This window comes from Desulfuromusa ferrireducens (assembly GCF_055389805.1).
Map to the genome: position 1 here is coordinate 1,318,400 of NZ_AP042415.1, position 15,636 is coordinate 1,334,035.

At 53.6% G+C, this 15,636-nt stretch carries 15 protein-coding genes; 5 read left to right on the forward strand and 10 right to left on the reverse strand.

The window, feature by feature from the left end:
• Positions 1-232: 232 nt before the first annotated feature.
• The gene (locus ACZ5PT_RS06045) at positions 233-643 is read left to right on the forward strand and encodes a helix-turn-helix domain-containing protein (protein ID WP_464265909.1); all 411 of its coding nucleotides are present in this window, start codon (positions 233-235) and stop codon (positions 641-643) included.
• 301 nt (positions 644-944) lie between these two features.
• On the opposite strand, the gene ACZ5PT_RS06050 is transcribed toward ACZ5PT_RS06045, so the two are convergent.
• The 4 genes from ACZ5PT_RS06050 to ACZ5PT_RS06065 all read right to left on the reverse strand — a co-directional run bounded on the left by ACZ5PT_RS06050 (position 945) and on the right by ACZ5PT_RS06065 (position 4,872).
• Positions 945-1,538 (reverse strand): MarC family protein, encoded by a 594-nt coding sequence (locus ACZ5PT_RS06050; protein WP_464265910.1) that lies wholly within the window; start codon positions 1,536-1,538, stop codon positions 945-947.
• Between the two features lie 124 nt (positions 1,539-1,662).
• On the reverse strand, positions 1,663-1,938 hold the full coding sequence (locus ACZ5PT_RS06055) for a YciI family protein (protein ID WP_464265911.1): 276 nt from the start codon (positions 1,936-1,938) through the stop codon (positions 1,663-1,665).
• 30 nt (positions 1,939-1,968) lie between these two features.
• Positions 1,969-3,312 (reverse strand): sigma-54-dependent transcriptional regulator, encoded by a 1,344-nt coding sequence (locus ACZ5PT_RS06060; protein ID WP_464265912.1) that lies wholly within the window; start codon positions 3,310-3,312, stop codon positions 1,969-1,971.
• A 3-nt stretch (positions 3,313-3,315) separates the two neighbouring features.
• On the reverse strand, positions 3,316-4,872 hold the full coding sequence (locus tag ACZ5PT_RS06065; RefSeq protein WP_464265913.1) for an ATP-binding protein: 1,557 nt from the start codon (positions 4,870-4,872) through the stop codon (positions 3,316-3,318).
• A 299-nt stretch (positions 4,873-5,171) separates the two neighbouring features.
• Between ACZ5PT_RS06065 and nrfH the strand changes: the two genes are divergently transcribed.
• The 3 genes from nrfH (at position 5,172) to ACZ5PT_RS06080 (ending at position 8,350) form a co-directional block, all read left to right on the forward strand.
• Positions 5,172-5,681, forward strand: a complete 510-nt coding sequence (gene nrfH, locus ACZ5PT_RS06070; RefSeq protein WP_464265914.1) for a cytochrome c nitrite reductase small subunit — start codon at positions 5,172-5,174, stop codon at positions 5,679-5,681.
• Between the two features lie 26 nt (positions 5,682-5,707).
• Complete coding sequence (nrfA, locus tag ACZ5PT_RS06075) at positions 5,708-7,213, forward strand: ammonia-forming cytochrome c nitrite reductase (protein WP_464265915.1); 1,506 nt, start codon at positions 5,708-5,710, stop codon at positions 7,211-7,213.
• A 273-nt stretch (positions 7,214-7,486) separates the two neighbouring features.
• Positions 7,487-8,350 (forward strand): aminotransferase class IV, encoded by an 864-nt coding sequence (locus tag ACZ5PT_RS06080; RefSeq protein WP_464265916.1) that lies wholly within the window; start codon positions 7,487-7,489, stop codon positions 8,348-8,350.
• A gap of 55 nt (positions 8,351-8,405) precedes the next feature.
• Here ACZ5PT_RS06080 and ACZ5PT_RS06085 read toward each other — a convergent pair whose 3' ends face one another.
• Positions 8,406-8,921 carry a CIA30 family protein gene (locus ACZ5PT_RS06085; protein ID WP_464265917.1) on the reverse strand — a complete coding sequence of 172 codons (516 nt, stop codon included), beginning with the start codon at positions 8,919-8,921 and terminating at the stop codon, positions 8,406-8,408.
• Between the two features lie 209 nt (positions 8,922-9,130).
• Here ACZ5PT_RS06085 and ACZ5PT_RS06090 point away from each other — a divergent pair, with 209 nt between their 5' ends.
• Positions 9,131-9,784, forward strand: a complete 654-nt coding sequence (locus ACZ5PT_RS06090; protein WP_464265918.1) for a heterodisulfide reductase-related iron-sulfur binding cluster — start codon at positions 9,131-9,133, stop codon at positions 9,782-9,784.
• 86 nt (positions 9,785-9,870) lie between these two features.
• Here the strand turns inward: ACZ5PT_RS06090 and ACZ5PT_RS06095 are convergent, their stop codons facing one another.
• The 5 genes from ACZ5PT_RS06095 to ACZ5PT_RS06115 all read right to left on the reverse strand — a co-directional run bounded on the left by ACZ5PT_RS06095 (position 9,871) and on the right by ACZ5PT_RS06115 (position 15,613).
• The gene (locus tag ACZ5PT_RS06095; RefSeq protein ID WP_464265919.1) at positions 9,871-11,061 is read right to left on the reverse strand and encodes an ATP-binding protein; all 1,191 of its coding nucleotides are present in this window, start codon (positions 11,059-11,061) and stop codon (positions 9,871-9,873) included.
• On the reverse strand, positions 11,039-12,007 hold the full coding sequence (locus ACZ5PT_RS06100) for an MBL fold metallo-hydrolase (protein ID WP_464265920.1): 969 nt from the start codon (positions 12,005-12,007) through the stop codon (positions 11,039-11,041). The genes ACZ5PT_RS06095 and ACZ5PT_RS06100 overlap by 23 nt, the downstream gene beginning before the upstream one ends.
• A gap of 105 nt (positions 12,008-12,112) precedes the next feature.
• Positions 12,113-12,352: a hypothetical protein gene (locus ACZ5PT_RS06105; protein ID WP_464265921.1), complete on the reverse strand. Its 240-nt coding sequence runs from the start codon at positions 12,350-12,352 to the stop codon at positions 12,113-12,115.
• Between the two features lie 213 nt (positions 12,353-12,565).
• Positions 12,566-14,344, reverse strand: a complete 1,779-nt coding sequence (locus ACZ5PT_RS06110; RefSeq protein ID WP_464265922.1) for an acyl-CoA dehydrogenase family protein — start codon at positions 14,342-14,344, stop codon at positions 12,566-12,568.
• 96 nt (positions 14,345-14,440) lie between these two features.
• Positions 14,441-15,613 carry an acetyl-CoA C-acyltransferase gene (locus ACZ5PT_RS06115; protein ID WP_464265923.1) on the reverse strand — a complete coding sequence of 391 codons (1,173 nt, stop codon included), beginning with the start codon at positions 15,611-15,613 and terminating at the stop codon, positions 14,441-14,443.
• Between the last annotated feature and the right edge of the window lie 23 nt (positions 15,614-15,636).

Consider the following 15,636-nt stretch of genomic DNA (forward strand, 5'->3'; position numbering starts at 1 on the left):
AGAACAGCCGCCGATTGCGAACCGAAGCAGGATTTGCAGATAAATCATACCTGACTTTTCTGCCCCTGCAAAAATTCTTCCTTGCTCTTGTTTACGTTAACGTTAATATTAGTATAGCAGTTGTTGTCTGCTCTGCGACTTGAGTCGCTGAAATTGTGAGATCGACAGCAAAGGGCGCGGTGGATGTTTGTCGCTTGGTGAACGTTGCAAGTTTTACGTAAAGGTGAGCTTTATGGCTGTGAACACAGAGATTGCAATTCAGATCGGTGAACTGGCGAAGCAGTTGGGCATTACCACCCGTACCATCCGTTATTACGAAGAGATCGGTCTGATGGGGCCTTCGCAACGGCTCAGTGGTGGCGCACGTTGTTATCAGCGTGAAGACGTGTTGCGGCTTAAATTCATCCTTAAGATGAAGGATCTCGGCATTTCTTTAAAAGAGATGCAGGAACTGGCCGAACATTTTGATATCAATCAGCAGGATTTTGACACCATCACGCCAAAACTGCTGGAGCTGCTTGATCAGCATATCGGCAATGTTGATCAGAAGATTGCCAGTCTTTCATCCTTCCGTAAAGAGATCGTCGATTATCGGACCCGGATTGTCGAAATTCTGCAAGGTAATCAACCGTTGGTGAAATAGTTAGTGCTGCAGGTGCGCTTGGTCGCCTTTGGTTCTTCTTCCAAAAGAAAAAACGCCCCGAATCTCTTCGGGGCGTTTCGTCTTCTGTTACTATTCTGTGAGGATTCCCGTCGTGGGATCCTGTATTGGCTCACCAGACTTCGGTGACCCAAGCGTTATCGGTTTTTAGTTTGATGAGAAAACCCCTAACTGGCCTGGCGGATCAGAGACTGACATATCTTCTTCCTCCTTTGCGTTTAAGGTTCTTACATCATACCACAAAATCGCAATCAGCAAGTCATTGACCCGGTAAATAGATTCCTCAGCCGAGAAAGTTTTTCAGGCCGGTGAAAAAAATCTGCGCGGCGATGGCCGAGACGAACAGACCGGTCAATTTGGTCAGGATGATCAAGCCCTGTTGGCCAAGAATTTTTTCGAAGCGACCAGCGGCGAGCAGCAATCCGCCGACAGAGAGAACGGCGCATAACAGCGCAAGACAGGCGGTGATCTTTTCGGGTGCGGTTTTCAGGCCGGCGCCCATGACCAGCAGCGCGCCGATGGTGCCAGGACCTACGGTGATCGGAATCGCCAGGGGCACCACCGCAACATCTTCCTTGGCGCTTTGCGGCGAAACAGTGGTTTTCCCCTGGATCATGGCGACTGCTGAGAGGAACAGCACCGCTCCGGCGCCGATGCGAAAAGCATCGAGGGTGATGCCGAACAGAGCAAAAATATAGGTGCCGAACAAAAATAAGGCAAAACAGGTCAGGGCAACCGCCAGGGTGACCTTGAGAGCAATCTTTTGGCGTTCGGCAGGGGAGTCATCCTTGGTCAGCGAGAGGAAGGCTGAGATGACGAAAAACGGGGTGAAGATCATGAAGATCTTGAGAAAGATATTAACAAACAGGGTGAGCATTGTTGCCTTCTCCAAACCGTTGTCAGCCGATCAATAAAAGTTGTGAGGATGGAAAAAATCAGGGCGACACAGCTGTCGCCCTGACGTTTGTAGCCTATCTGCAGTGAAAAACAAGCCTAACCGTTTAGGGTAGCACTTTTTTCCACGGCTGAATGCTCACCGTGTCGAACAGCCCGGCGTTGGTGTAAGGATCGTTGGCGGCAAAGTCTTGTGCTGCTGCGAGCGTTTCCAGTTCGAGGATCACCACGGAGCCGTTCATGTTTTCATCGGCGTCGAGGGTTGGACCGGCGGCGTGCAATTTGTCGCCGAAGCTTTTCAGGTATTCAACGTGGCTCGGGCGGTTGTCCATGCGGATCTGCAGGCTGTCTTTTTTGTCGAAACAATGAATCACGTAAAGCATTTCAGTCTCCTTTTTAACGGTCGGTAGGAATTACAAAGCGTAGTTTTTCATCTTTTCCCAGAGGTTTTTACGGCTGATACCCAAGATGGCAGCGGCCTCGGTTTTGTTGTCGCCGGTCTTTGTCAATGCCTGCAGAATACATTGCTTTTCGGCCGTAGCGACCGCTTCAGCAAGATTGTCAGCCATTTGAATCGTCTGCTTAGCTTCGCTGGTTGCGCCACGAATTTCAAGCGGCAGCTCCCAAAGCTGAATTTTTGCAGTCGGTGCGAGGACCGAAACCCGCTCCAGCAGATTGCGCAGCTCGCGAACGTTGCCGGGGAAACGATGCGTTTCCAGCGCCTGCCGAGCCTCAGTGGAGAGTTCGAACTGCAGACCCCGTTCGCGGCCGAACTCCTGCAGGAAGAAGTCGGCCAGTTCGCCAATATCGCCGTTGCGCTCCCGCAGCGGCGGCAGTTCAATGGGGATGACCTGCAGACGGTAGAAGAGATCCTGGCGGAAGTTGCCCTTTTCGACCTCCGCGGCCAGATTTTTGGCAGTTGCACAGATCACCCGCACATCGACCGGGATCGCCCGTTTGCCGCCAACCCGTTCGATCTCCCGTTCCTGCAACACCCGCAGCAGCTTAACCTGCAGCTCAAGCGGCATATCACCGATCTCGTCGAGCAGGATGGTGCCCTGATCGGCCAGTTCGAACTTGCCGACGCTGGTTTTATCGGCTCCGGTAAAGGCACCTTTTTCGTGGCCGAAGAATTCCGATTCCATCAGTCCGGCGGGAATGGCGGCGCAGTTGATCCGTACGTACGGTTTTTCCGCCCGGCGGCTTTCGAAGTGTACGGCGGCGGCGACCAGTTCCTTGCCGGTGCCGCTTTCGCCTTGAATCAGAATAGATGAATCGGTTCCGGCGACCTGACCGACTAGGCTCAGCACCTTTTGCATCGGCGCACTGCTGCCGATGATTGGTTGTCGCTGGCCACTGCAATGTTCCAGCGAAACACAGCGCGCCTTGATCGCCTGCATTTCCAGAATACGGTTGATGCGGAAGCTTAAATCATCAAGATCGAACGGCTTCTGGATGTAGTCGGCGGCGCCGTTCTTCAGGCAGTTGACGGCGGTATCAGTACTGCCGTGAGCGGTCATCATCACTACCTCGGTGTGTGGCGTCAGCATTTTTACTTCGCACAGCAGCGCTTCACCGTCTAGCCCCGGCATGCGGATATCGGAGAGCAACAACTGGTAGCGGTTCTGTTTGATCAGCTCCAAGGCCCGCGTGCCGGTTTTGGCTTCGTCGACCTGCCAACCGTGACTGCGCAGATGGTCGACGACGGTGATGCGCATGATCTCTTCATCTTCGGCAACCAGAATTTTCGTTGTCATAAATTAAGCCTCTGCTTCGGTGGCGTTGTGCAGCGGAACGCTGATGGTAAAGATTGCTCCGCCGTCCGGTTTGTTGCAGACGCTGAGATTGCCGTCCATCTGTTTGATCAGCGAGTAGGAGACCGAAAGGCCGAGTCCGGTCCCTTCGCCGACTTCCTTGGTGGTGAAAAACGGTTCGAAGATCTTATCCAGATTTTCCGCCGTAATGCCGGGACCGTTGTCGGCAATGCTGATGGTCAATTGCTGATCTTCCAAATCGCTGCTCACCTGCAGTATGCCGCCCGCCTCGCCCATCGCTTGCACGGCGTTGCCAGCCAGATTGATCACCACCTGGCGCAGTGCTTCCATGCCGACAGTCAGCGGTTTGCCGATCTGTAGCTGCATGTCCAGCTCAATGTTGCGGCGGCCGATGCAGGTCAACTCCAGGCAGTCGCAGAGCATCGCATCAACATTGCCCTGTTGCAGCTCCAGCGGTTCCTTGCGGCCGATATTGAGCAGTTGCTGCACCGTACTTTTGATCCGTCCGACCCCTTGGCCGAGCAGTTCCAGGTAGCGAGTCAGCAAATCCGGCTGGTCCATGCTGCGCTTCATGGTTTGAATACAGTTCTGCATGCCACCGAGCGGATTGTTGATTTCATGGGCGACACCGGCCACCAGTCGGCCCAGGGCGGCTTGTTTTTCGCCTTGAAAAACCTGTTCGCGGGAGGCGTCGAGTTCCTGCTGGGAATCTTCCAGGCGGTGACAGAGTTTGCGGAAGTGGCTGGCCAGGTTGCCGATTTCGTCGTCCGGCTCTCTTTCGTTTGAATCACTGGCCAGGCGGCGTTGTGGGTATAGGTCCATCGTTTTGCCGAGCTCTTTGAGCCGCTTGGCAACCAGAATGTCGAAGAGGAAAAAGATCGTCAGCGAAACGATAATAATGGTGGCAACGGCGATATTCAGCAGCAGTCGGTTGTTCTCTTTTATTTCGGCGTAAGCCCAGTCGATCGGGATCGAAACACTCATGCCGCCGCGGATATCGCCGACGTCGTAGCCCTGGCCGGTGTGGCATTCGAGGCAATGGGAATCGACTTTCAGTGGTGCCATGTAGCGCAAACGGTGCTTGTCGTCAGCCCTTTCGATGCTGACCGCTGCGTCGAGGCCTTGAGCAAACTTTTCCAAACTGCTGCGTTCGAAGTCATCGGGGATATTGTTCGGGTTCATTGGGTTCAGGCTGGTGACGTTGAACTGCCCCATCCCTTCTTTGTTCGCGTATGCGGACAGCTCACGGGTTACCATCGCGGGATTACGCTTAACCAGCCAGTTGCCTTTATTATCCTGAATCTGTCCCTCGGCCAGAAAGGAATTTTCCTCTACACCGGGGCCTTTAACCAGAAACAGGCCGTTATGATCGGCGACCCACTGGCGGGTGATGCGGATCTGGTCAAAGAGCATTTTTGCCTGGTGAGTGGCCTGTTCGACGACCAGCTCTTCCTGGAAGCTGGAGGTACGGTAAAAGGTGACTCCGTAAGAACCGCAGGTGACCAGAGCAATCAGAATAATGAATTTTGTTTTGAGTTGCATATCGGCCTCGATGCCGTATTGAAGTTGGAACGCTACCAAACGGTAACATAAGAAAAGTTGAAATAGCTACTGGTTGGTAACGAATAGAACATTCAGGGAAGCGCATGTGTTTGAAATTAAACACTTATTTTCTGGCACAAGCGTTGCTAATTGATAGAAGTACGATAAAAGAAAAATATCCGTTCACAAATAGAAAAAGGAGGCGACATGCTCATTGGTCAAAACAGGGGGAAGATACCAACAACTCTTCCTAAAGCGCACAACATTTCAAGCAGTGGCCCGGGCCATGAGGAGGCGCTATGAAACTTGTGGCAATCTGTTCTGTTGTGGCGGTCATCGGCATGTTTGTCTTCCTCGTCAATGAATCGAAGATGCTCTCTTACCTGTCGAGCGACCCGGAGGTGTGCATCACCTGCCACACCATGAACACCCATTACGCAACCTGGCAGCATAGTTCGCATCGGGGTCGAGCCACCTGTGTGGACTGTCATCTGCCGCGTGATTCTTTCGTTAATAAGTATCTGGCCAAAGCGCGCGACGGCTATAACCATTCCGTTGCCATGACTTTTAAGACCTACGGTTACAACTTGCGCATCACTGATAACGCCGCGACGCGGATTCAGGATAATTGCATCTCCTGCCACGATGGTATCGTTTCGCAGATGCTGGACAATGCCAAACTGTACAGCAAAAACGACAGTCATGTGCAGATGGGGCGCAAGTGCTGGGACTGCCACCGTGAAGTACCGCATGGCGTGACTCGCAACCTGACAACGACGCAAACCAATCTTGATTTTAAGAAATTATAGAAACATCTTCCTGGAGGAATAAACTTATGAAGAGATCAACCCTGATAACAATTTTGTGCATAACCGTCATGGTGCCGATGCTGCTGCTGGCGGTATCGATCAAGGAGAACAAAGCTGAGCAGCAGGCGATCAATGCCACGCCGCAGATCAAAAAGCTGGAACCCAGAAGTGCTGAGTGGGGCAAGTATTATCCGCGTCAGTTCGATTCTTACATGGCGACCAAAAAAAGTGATGAGATCACCGACGTTCTCAAGGGCGATCCGGCGTTGGTGGTGATGTGGGCCGGTTACGGCTTTTCCAAGGATTACAACAAGCCGCGCGGTCATTACTACATTCTCGAAGACAACTTGAACACATTGCGCACCGGCGCACCGGTCGATAAGAAAACCGGCCCGATGCCGACCGCTTGCTGGACCTGTAAATCCCCCGACGTGCCACGTCTGATCGATCAGATGGGCGAGAACGATTTTTACACCGGCAAGTGGGCCCGCCACGGTGGCGAAATTGTCAATCCGGTCGGTTGTGCCGATTGCCACGATAATGAAACCATGAAGCTGACCGTCACCCGCGATTACCTCAAACGTGGCCTCGATGCTGAAGGCAGCAAGCCGTTCGCCGATGCCAGTCATCAAGATATGCGCACCCTGGTCTGTGTCCAGTGTCACTCCGAGTACTACTTCAAAGCCACCAAGTGGACCGACAAGAACGGTGAAGAGCAGACCGCTAAAGTGGTCACCTTCCCCTGGAACAACGGTTTTGCCGCCGAAGATATCGAGCAGTACTACGATGAAAGAAACTTCGTTGACTGGACGCACAAGTTGAGCAAGACCCCAATGCTCAAGGCCCAGCACCCTGGCTACGAAACCTTTATCACTGGCGTTCACGGTAAAGAGGGTCTGGCTTGTGCCGACTGTCACATGCCTTATGTCCGTGAAGGTGGCGTCAAGTACTCCAGCCACAAAGTCGGCAGCCCGCTGGATGATATCGCCAACACCTGTCTGAATTGCCACAGCGGCACCGAAAAAGAATTCAAGGCGACCATCGACCGCAAGCTCGAGCGTAAAGAAGAACTCTCCAAGACCGCCATGGACGTTCTCGGCAAAGCTCATTTAGAAGCGGCCAAAGCCTGGGAATTGGGCGCAACCAAGGAAGAAATGGCCCCGGCCCTGCAGGACATCCGTCACGGCCAATGGCGTTGGGACTTCTCGATCGCCGCTCACGGTTCCTTCTTTCACGCTCCTGAAGAGACCCTGCGGGTGCTCGGTAGTGCCATCAACAAAGGGCAGGAGGCACGTCTGAAGCTGCGCATCATTCTGGCGAAATACGACGCTGCGACTTACGAAGCCCCTGATTTCTCGACCAAGGAAAAAGCCCAAGCAGTTATCGGCCTGCCGTTCGACAAGATTGTTGGTGACAAGAACAGCTTCCTCAAAGGTCTGAAGGAAGACTGGTTCAAGGATGGGGAAAAAGCCGGCATCCATGATCCGAAGTCCCGCGAAGGAATGATTCTGAAGACCTCTTACCCGAACTGATCGTTACTAAAAAGCAATTGAAATAGCCTTTTCCCGGCCCTGTTCACCACTGGTGAGCAGGGCCGGTGTGCGTTGTGGCAGCAAAATCCTCCACCGCTGCGTGCCTGATCTGAACCGCTTCGTAATCCCCCTTGCCCTGACGCAATTTGTTTCCGCTATCGCATCCTCTGAAATTACGCTAAAATTTGTTTATCAGTCTGGATTTGCATTAGTTTTTACAACAGGTTCGGCACCTTTCGCGTGCCGCTGCTGTTATTCAAATAAGGGTCAGCGATGAGCTATGTGTATTTAAACGGGGAATTCGTCAAAAGTGATGAGGCGATGATCTCAGTTTTCGATCAGGGCTTTTTGTACGGTGATGGCATCTTTGAAAGCTTCCGCTCCATCGGTAAGCGACTCTATCAGTTCCCGCAGCACTTTAAACGCCTGTTGCAATCGGCCGAGGCACTTAGTTATCCGCTGCCCTACAGGCAGCAGGATCTGGAAAAAATCCTGCTGGAACTGCGGGAAAAAAACGGCCTGCAGGATGCCTATTATCGCATTACCATTACCCGCGGCAAGGGGCAGATCGGCTTTCAGCGCGAGATGGACAATGATCTGACCTGCCTGGTGGTCGGCAAGGAGTTTCAGGGCTTCGATAATGACTTCTATCAGCAAGGCATCCAGTTGCAGGTCGCGCAGACGCGGCGTAACGCTCCGGAAGCAATCAACCCGAAAATCAAGTCGATCAGTAACCTCAACAGTTTGCTGGGAAAGCTCGAAGCCAAGGCCTCTGGCGCATTCGAAGTGATTATGCTCAACAACAAGGCACAGATCTGCGAGGGTGCCTCATCGAATATTTTCTGGACCCGCGACCAGTGGGTCTTCACCCCGGCGGCTTCGACCGGGATGTTGGAGGGGGTGACCCGCTCGACTATCATGCGGCTGTGCGAAGAGAAGCTCAATCTGCGTGTTATCAGCGGTGAATTCAAACTGCAGGACCTCAAGTTTTCCGATGAGGTCTTTATCACCTCTACTTCGCTGGAAGTGATGCCGGTGGTCAAGGTCGATGATTTTACCATCAACCAGGGTCAGGTTGGTCGTATTGCCCATCACCTGCGACAAGAGCTGCATCGGGATATGGGCAAGAATCCTTGAGAAACTCCCATCCTCTTTGGCCGCTACAAGTCGGTACTTTTTTCAAAAGCGTTTTTTACGAAAGTCTTCCCGTCTGTACTTCGATCCGGTAAATCTCCAATTGAAAAGACCCCGCCTGACCATCGGCGACAATAAAGCCGAGGCTTCTTATCTCTGCTGGATCCAGAGCCGGTGCCGAGGCAAGAACCCGGCCGTGGTAACTGGGAATAAAAACATCCCAGCTAAAAGGAATCGTCTGTACGGTTGCGTTGCTGGTCGGGAAGGTGACCTGGTAAGAGATGCCATCGAAGTCGGCGGCGCAGCGTAATGATACTTTGTAGCGCCGGCCATCGCCTTTTAACCTGAGCATCAGCCCCGCATATTGGCTGAGATCAAAATGGTGGGTGTTTGATCTGATTGAAGCGAAGCCGCTGCCTTCATCATTGCAGAGTGTTCCGGCAAAAACGATCCCGCCCGTCGCACCTAAAGACAATCGACTGCGTGACTTTCCGCCCATGACCAGATCGTCAACGCTTTGCCACTGATCGATATCATTGAGGATCGATAAATCGTAGCGTTCATTATCGGTCATTGGGGCTCCTGAGTTAAATTCAACAATCCTGCTCGTCCTGAACGGTCAAGTTTAGCATACTGGTCGTGGATGTAAGACCCGACAGGGCAAGAGCAAGAAACGGGTGGGCATCCGCCACGGTGGTTGCTATGTTGCCTCTGCAAAATGGATGAATAAATATTCTAAATAACGATCACGGCCAACATGACGAATGTAAAGAGGCAGATGCTATGAATAAGGTTTTCGCCCCAGGCTGCGCCCTGTTGATTTATAAACCGGAGCTGGCAGAGAAGATGCTTGATCTGCTGCAGCAAGAGTTTTCTGGGATTCAGCAACACACCACCTGTTGTCGACACCAACCGAACCTGCCGGTCGGGACCTGTGTGGTTAATACCTGTGCCGGGTGCGATAAACGTTATCGAGAGCTGTATGCCGGGGTTTCGACGGTTTCGTTCTGGGAGCTGCTGGCCGCAAGCAAGGGCTTTCCGTTTCCTGATTATCGGCAGCGTAAAATGACGATTCTCGATGCTTGCCCGACACGCGACCAAGAGCGGGTCCAGGCGGCGGTTCGTACCCTGCTGCAACGAATGAATATCGATCTGATCGAAGCGGAGAAAAGCGGTCCGCGGGCGACCTGTTGCGGTGACAGTTCTTACGGCGCACTGCCGGTGGCACAGGTCAAGCAGCAGATGACAAAGCGCGCTGCGGAGATGCCCGCTGACGATGTGGTGGTCTACTGTGTCTCCTGTATCAAGGCGATGCACATCGGCGGCAAGCAGCCGCGCTACCTGGTTGATCTATTGTTTGCTGAAGGGACGCATCCCGGGATCTTCGAGCCGGAGCAGTGGCATACCGAGTTGGATGCTTTTATTGAAGATCATTAGTTGTTTTGTCGAGGGCTAACGCTCGATATGGGGATGTTTTGCTTGCCCCTTTGTCGCTTCTGCTGATTGAAAATATAAGCCCAAGGTTACGGCACCTTAAAGCCCTTGCCTTTTTTCCCCGACATCAGTCTGCGCAGGTCTTTCTTCATCCCGCTGACGATAAACGGCGTTGCCCGTCCCCGTTCAAAGAGGCGGTTTTTCATCATGTCGATGCGCGTGCGCGGTGGCGTCTGTTTTTCCGGCCGTTCACTCAAGCTCAATGCATCCTGTTTGCAAGCCGACAGGCAGGCTCCGCAGCCGAGGCAGACCTGTTCCTGTAGTTGCACCGGTTGTTGTTCTCCGCCACTGATCAGTGCGCCGACATTACAGGTTGTCAGGCAGAGGCCGCAGCTGCTGCAGCATTCAGCGTCCACTTCGGCAATAAAAGGTGCCTTGGCGATCCCCTGGTGGTAACCCATCTGTACGCCGGCCATCAGTTCACAGCAGCAGGAACAACAATTACAGATAAAGGCTGGTTTATGGCGGATGTTGTCGGTGATGTGGGTTAGGCCGAGCTTTCGGGCTTGATCGAGAATCGCCAGCAGCTGTTCGGTGGTCTGTTGTTTGGCGAAGCCGCGCCGGACCAGAAAACGGGCGCCGGTGCCGAGGGAAATGCAGATGTCTTCCATCGGGGCACCTTTATCGCAGGACTGCTGCAGGTGCTGTTTTTTGTGGCGGCAGTAGCAGAGGCCGACGGCGCCGAAACTGGCCTGCTCAATAATCTGCCGGGCGTTTTCATAGCTGGTCACTTCCGAGCCGACCGGGATTTGATCGTCATAGACTAGCGAGCGGGTCAGCGGGGTTTTGCTGTCGAAGAATTCTTTGGCCATCCCGCCGTGTGGGTTGTCGTGCAGGTAGTCGTGCATCAACTGGGCAACTTCGGTCTGTGGAATGTCGTCGCGCAGCTTCATAAAGCTGAATTCGAAAAAACCGATCAAGCCGGGCATCAACAGGTAATAAGTTTCGCCGTGATAGGGCAGGTCCATAATCAGCCCTTTTTCCGCCATCTGCTCCAGTTGAGGGGCCAGCACCTCGGTGTCGATTTTTGTCGCTTGGGAGATTTCTGCCAGGGTTGCTTCTTCGAGGGGAAAGCGCGAGGCGATATAGGCCTCGCGTTCGTCAAACAGCAGGCTGAGGATTTCGCGTAACTTGTCGCTGTCGGGCAGTCCGACCGGGTATTTGTTGAGACGGTCAATCAGTGGAACAATACTGCTTTTACTCCCGACTTGATGCCCCACTATCTCCTCCTGTTGCCAGTAGGAAGGGTTCGGCCAGTTGTTGGAACAGGCCGATCGCTTCCAAAGAATTTTTCAGCCGTTGTGGATCGGCAAGGAAATCGCGAATAAAGACAATTTCCGATGCTTTCAGGTATTTAAGGAATGGCTCTTTGACCGCATCGCCGAACAGTTTTTCTACCACTTCAGGCGCGCTCATTTGCGGAGAGAACTTTTTGCTGCGGCTGGCGCGTTCGAGCAGCTTGCCAGTATAAAAACAAATATTGAAGTCAACGCCGATGATGAACTTGCGGTGGCCGGGAAGGATCTGTTTGTTGCGCAGGCCGGCCAGTTTGACGATCGTTTCGCAGTAGGCGTTGTAGTTGCTGAAACGTTGCCCGGTCAGCAGGTCGATATCGAGTAGCGGCGACTGGAAGATTTCCCGCAGCATGGTGTCGCCGGTGATTGCCCAGTTTTCGCCGACATAAACCAGATCGCTTTGTGAATGCCCCGGGCAGGTGAGCACCTCGATGCCAAACTCGGTCGGTAGATCCTGTTCGACGATCTTAAAGTTTTGTGGAATGTCGGGAAAGACCGAATCGCTGTCCATATCGGCGCGAAAGGCGCTCATGAACTCTGGGCTGAAGCCAACCTCACCGAGCAGCCCGGCCATACCGTCGAGTCGTTTGCCGTGGTTGGCGATTTTGAGGCTGTCGCGATAGGGGATATAGATGGTGGCGCCGTATTCCCGTTCCAGCCAGGCGGCCAGCCCGTAGTGGTCGATGTGGCAGTGGGTGAGCAGGATGCGTTTTAGATTTTTCAGATCGAGGTTGTTTTGCAGGTACTGTTTGGCTTCTTCGGTGGGGGGGCCGGTGTCGAAGAGGATCAGTTCACCGGCGATTTCGCTGCTGTAGCAGTGGACCGGGCCGACGGGGTAGATGGTGTTGATGGTGTGTTGAGTTGGGATCATTAATTGGTCTCGTTTATATTGAAAGAGGGCAGGTTTTGATTTTGCCCTTTTGGGTGGGGAAAAAGCAAGGTCAAGATCGCGGGGTTGAGGCCCCGCGCGACGCCTTCATTTCTTTGTGCGCCCAAAGAAACGAAGCAAAGAAAGGCGCCCGAACTCCTTGCCCGCTTGCAGCGGGTTCCCTCCGTTCCGTTCTACTGTGCAGCCCATAAAAAAACTCGCCTGCGGCTCAAACAGTTTTTCTTCGAAACCCTGCACCGCTTCACTGCTCTGCGGCCGTGTCACACGGGGTCGTTGAATAGGCGTGCTACTGAATTTCAATTGTTTTTTCTGCTTTTGCCTTCCCATCCCCTATGCTTCTGCCGGAGTGGAGTAGTTCTTTGGGTAGGTTTGCCGCGAGGTTAAGCGTAGCGCATGGGAGCGGCCCCCAAATAACTATGGAGCGCAGGTTCCCGCAACGCGGGCAGAGGCATTGGGGGCGTTTTCTTTTGGTTCTGTTTTCTTTGTCGACACAAAGAAAATGAACCCGGTTGGCGGGCCGGAACCCGCCGGTGTTAGCCTTTAAAAGATGTATTTTTCAGCGTCAATCGCCGCAGCTGCAACAACCCGCTTCGCCTGCAACAACCCCGTCGCATCATACTTAGTAAAGCGCCGCACCCCAGACAACAGCATCAATAAGTTGTCACCCTCTTCAATAAAGTAAGCACACTTCTTCGCCGCACTGGCTGCTTCTTCGGTGGCGTTGAAGGTGAACACCTTGGCCACCGCTTTAAGTTGCTCTTGCTTGGCCGCACTCAGTGTCGGCAGGATTTTTTCGGCGCGCAGCACACTGCTTTCAATGGCAAAAATCTGGATGGAAATATCTGCCGCCGCCATCAGGATTTCTTGTTCATTTTCAAGCTTTAGCATAAATTTCTGAACAGCACTTCCTGCCAATATGAGGTATAGAGTCTTAAGGTTCTGCAGCAGGGTCTTTTCGGCAATAAACGGAATCGAGTCATCCAGCTCCTCAAAGGAGGGGGTCATCAAGGCTTCGAAGGCCTTCATCGCTTCGGCCTGTAGTGGCAGCTCACCCTTCATGGATTTCTTCAGAATCATCCCGGTGGTCAATAGTCGGTTGATCTCGTTGGTGCCTTCGAAAATGCGATTGATCCGTTCGTCACGATAAAAGCGCTCGGCCGGGTACTCACTGCAGAAGCCGTAGCCGCCGAAGATCTGCACCACTTCGTCAACCACGCGCGCAAGGACATCGGAGCAGAAGACCTTGGATATGGCACACTCGGCAGAGTAGTCCTCTATCCCTTTCTGGTACTCGACGTAATAGTTGTCGATCCCCTTGTCGATGGTTGCCAGCTTGTCGTCGAGCAGACCGGCCAAGCGGTAGACCAGCGATTCAGAGGCGAAAATATCGGCGCTCATGTTGGCGATTTTTTCCTGGATGGCACCGAAGGAGGCGATGGTTTTGCCGAACTGTTTGCGCTCGTTGCCGTACTTGAGTGCTTCCATCAGCGCATTTTTGGCAGCGCCGGTAACGCAGGCGGCGAGCTTGAAGCGCCCGACGTTGAGCACATTGAAGGCGATCTTGTGCCCTTTACCTATCTCGCCGAGGATGTTTTCGACCGGGACCTTGCAGTTATCGAGAATCACCTGGGTGGTCGATGAGCCCTTGATGCCCATCTTTTTCTCTTCCGGGCCGATGATCAGTCCGTCGAAGGTTCTTTCGATTAGAAAGGCCGTGAACTGTTGCTTGTCGACTTTGGCAAAGACGGTGAACAGATCGGCGAATCCGCCGTTGGTGGTGTACTGCTTGGTGCCGTTGAGAATGTAGTGGCTCCCATCATCAGAGAGGATTGCTGAGGCTTGTGCGCCGAGGGCATCGCTACCGCTGCCCGGTTCGGTCAGGCAGTAGGCGGCCAGCCATTCGCCGCTGATCAGTTTTTCCAGGTACTGCTGATTTTGTGCTTCGGTGCCGTAGTAGACCAGCGGCAGGGTGCCGATGCCGGTGTGGGCGGCGAAGGCAACGGAGAAGGAACCGGACGGGGCGATCTTTTCACCGACCAGCATGCTGGTCGCTTTATCCAGTTCCAGGCCGCCGTACTTTTCGGGGGCGTCGATCATCAGCAGACCAAGCTCGCCACATTTGCGCATCCCTTCGATGACCAGATCGAAGTTCTGCTGATCGATTTCATCAATCTTCGGCAGCAGTTCGTTGTCGACAAACTGTTCGGTGGTATCAGCGATGGCGCGTTGCTCGTCGGAAAAATCCTCCGGGGTGAAGACGTCTGCACTGGGAGTTTCCGTTATCAGAAATTCGCCGCCTTTGAGGATTTTTTTTGTCATCTGAGTACCTCCGGTAGAAGATTCTTGAACCACAAAAGACGCCGAACGCGGAGTTTTTCTAGCATGCTCTCAACACCTTTTGTGGTTATGGTTTCTTTAAAGTTTTTCGAAAATCCCCGCCGCTCCCATACCGCCGCCGATACACATGCTGACCATGCCGTACTTGGTGTCGCGTCGCCGCATTTCGTGCAGCAGGGTCGCGGTCAGTTTGCTGCCGGTGCAGCCCAAGGGGTGACCGAGGGCAATGGCACCGCCGTTGACGTTGATAATCTCCGGGTTCAGATCGAGTTCTTTGATGACCGAGAGCGCTTGTACGGCAAAGGCCTCATTCAATTCGAGCAGACCGATGTCGTTTTGCTGTAAACCGGCCATTTTTAGCGCGGCAGGAATCGCCTCGACCGGACCGATGCCCATGATCTCCGGCGGGACGCCTTTTACGGCAAAGGCGACAAAGCGGGCCAGCGGATCTTTGCCGAGTTGCTTGAGGAAGGCAGCAGAAACCACCAGCACCGCAGCGGCACCGTCGCTCATCTGCGAGCTGTTGCCTGCGGTGACCGAGCCATTCAACTTGAAGGCCGGGCGCAGTTTTCCCAGTCCGGCGAGGTTGGTATCGGCGCGTACGCCGTCATCAATGTCGATCAGCTTTTTGCTTTTTTGTAGCTTGTTATTGCTGATGGTTGTTGTTTCTACTTCGACCGGGATGATTTCATCGACAAAGGTTTCGGCAGCAATCGCCGACGCACCTTTTTGGTGACTGCCGACCGAGAAGTCATCCTGTTCTTGGCGTGAGATCTGGTATTTGTCGGCCAGCAGTTCGGCGGTGATGCCCATGCCGGCGAAAGTCTCAGGATATTCGGCGACCAGGCCCGGGTTAGCGCTGTACTTGTTGCCGCCCATCGGAACGGTGGTCATCGATTCAGTCCCGCCGGCGACGATGCAGTCGGCAAAGCCGGCGATGATCCGCTCGGCCGCCAGGGCGATCGATTGCAGCCCGGAGGAGCAGAAGCGGTTGATCGTCTGGGCTGGGACCTGATAGGGGAGGCCCGCTTTGAGGCTGGCGATGCGGGCGACATTCATGCCCTGCTCCCCTTCTGGAAAGGCGCAACCGAGGATCACATCATCAATGGTCATTGGATCGATGCCGGTGCGTTTAACCAGTCCGCTGATGGCTGCTGCGGCCAGATCGTCGGGGCGCATATCTTTAAAACCGCCTTTTTTTGCCCGGCAGGTGGGGGTGCGGTAAGCAGCGAGTATATAGGCTGTGTTCATCTGTGTCCTCCGTAGGGGCGACC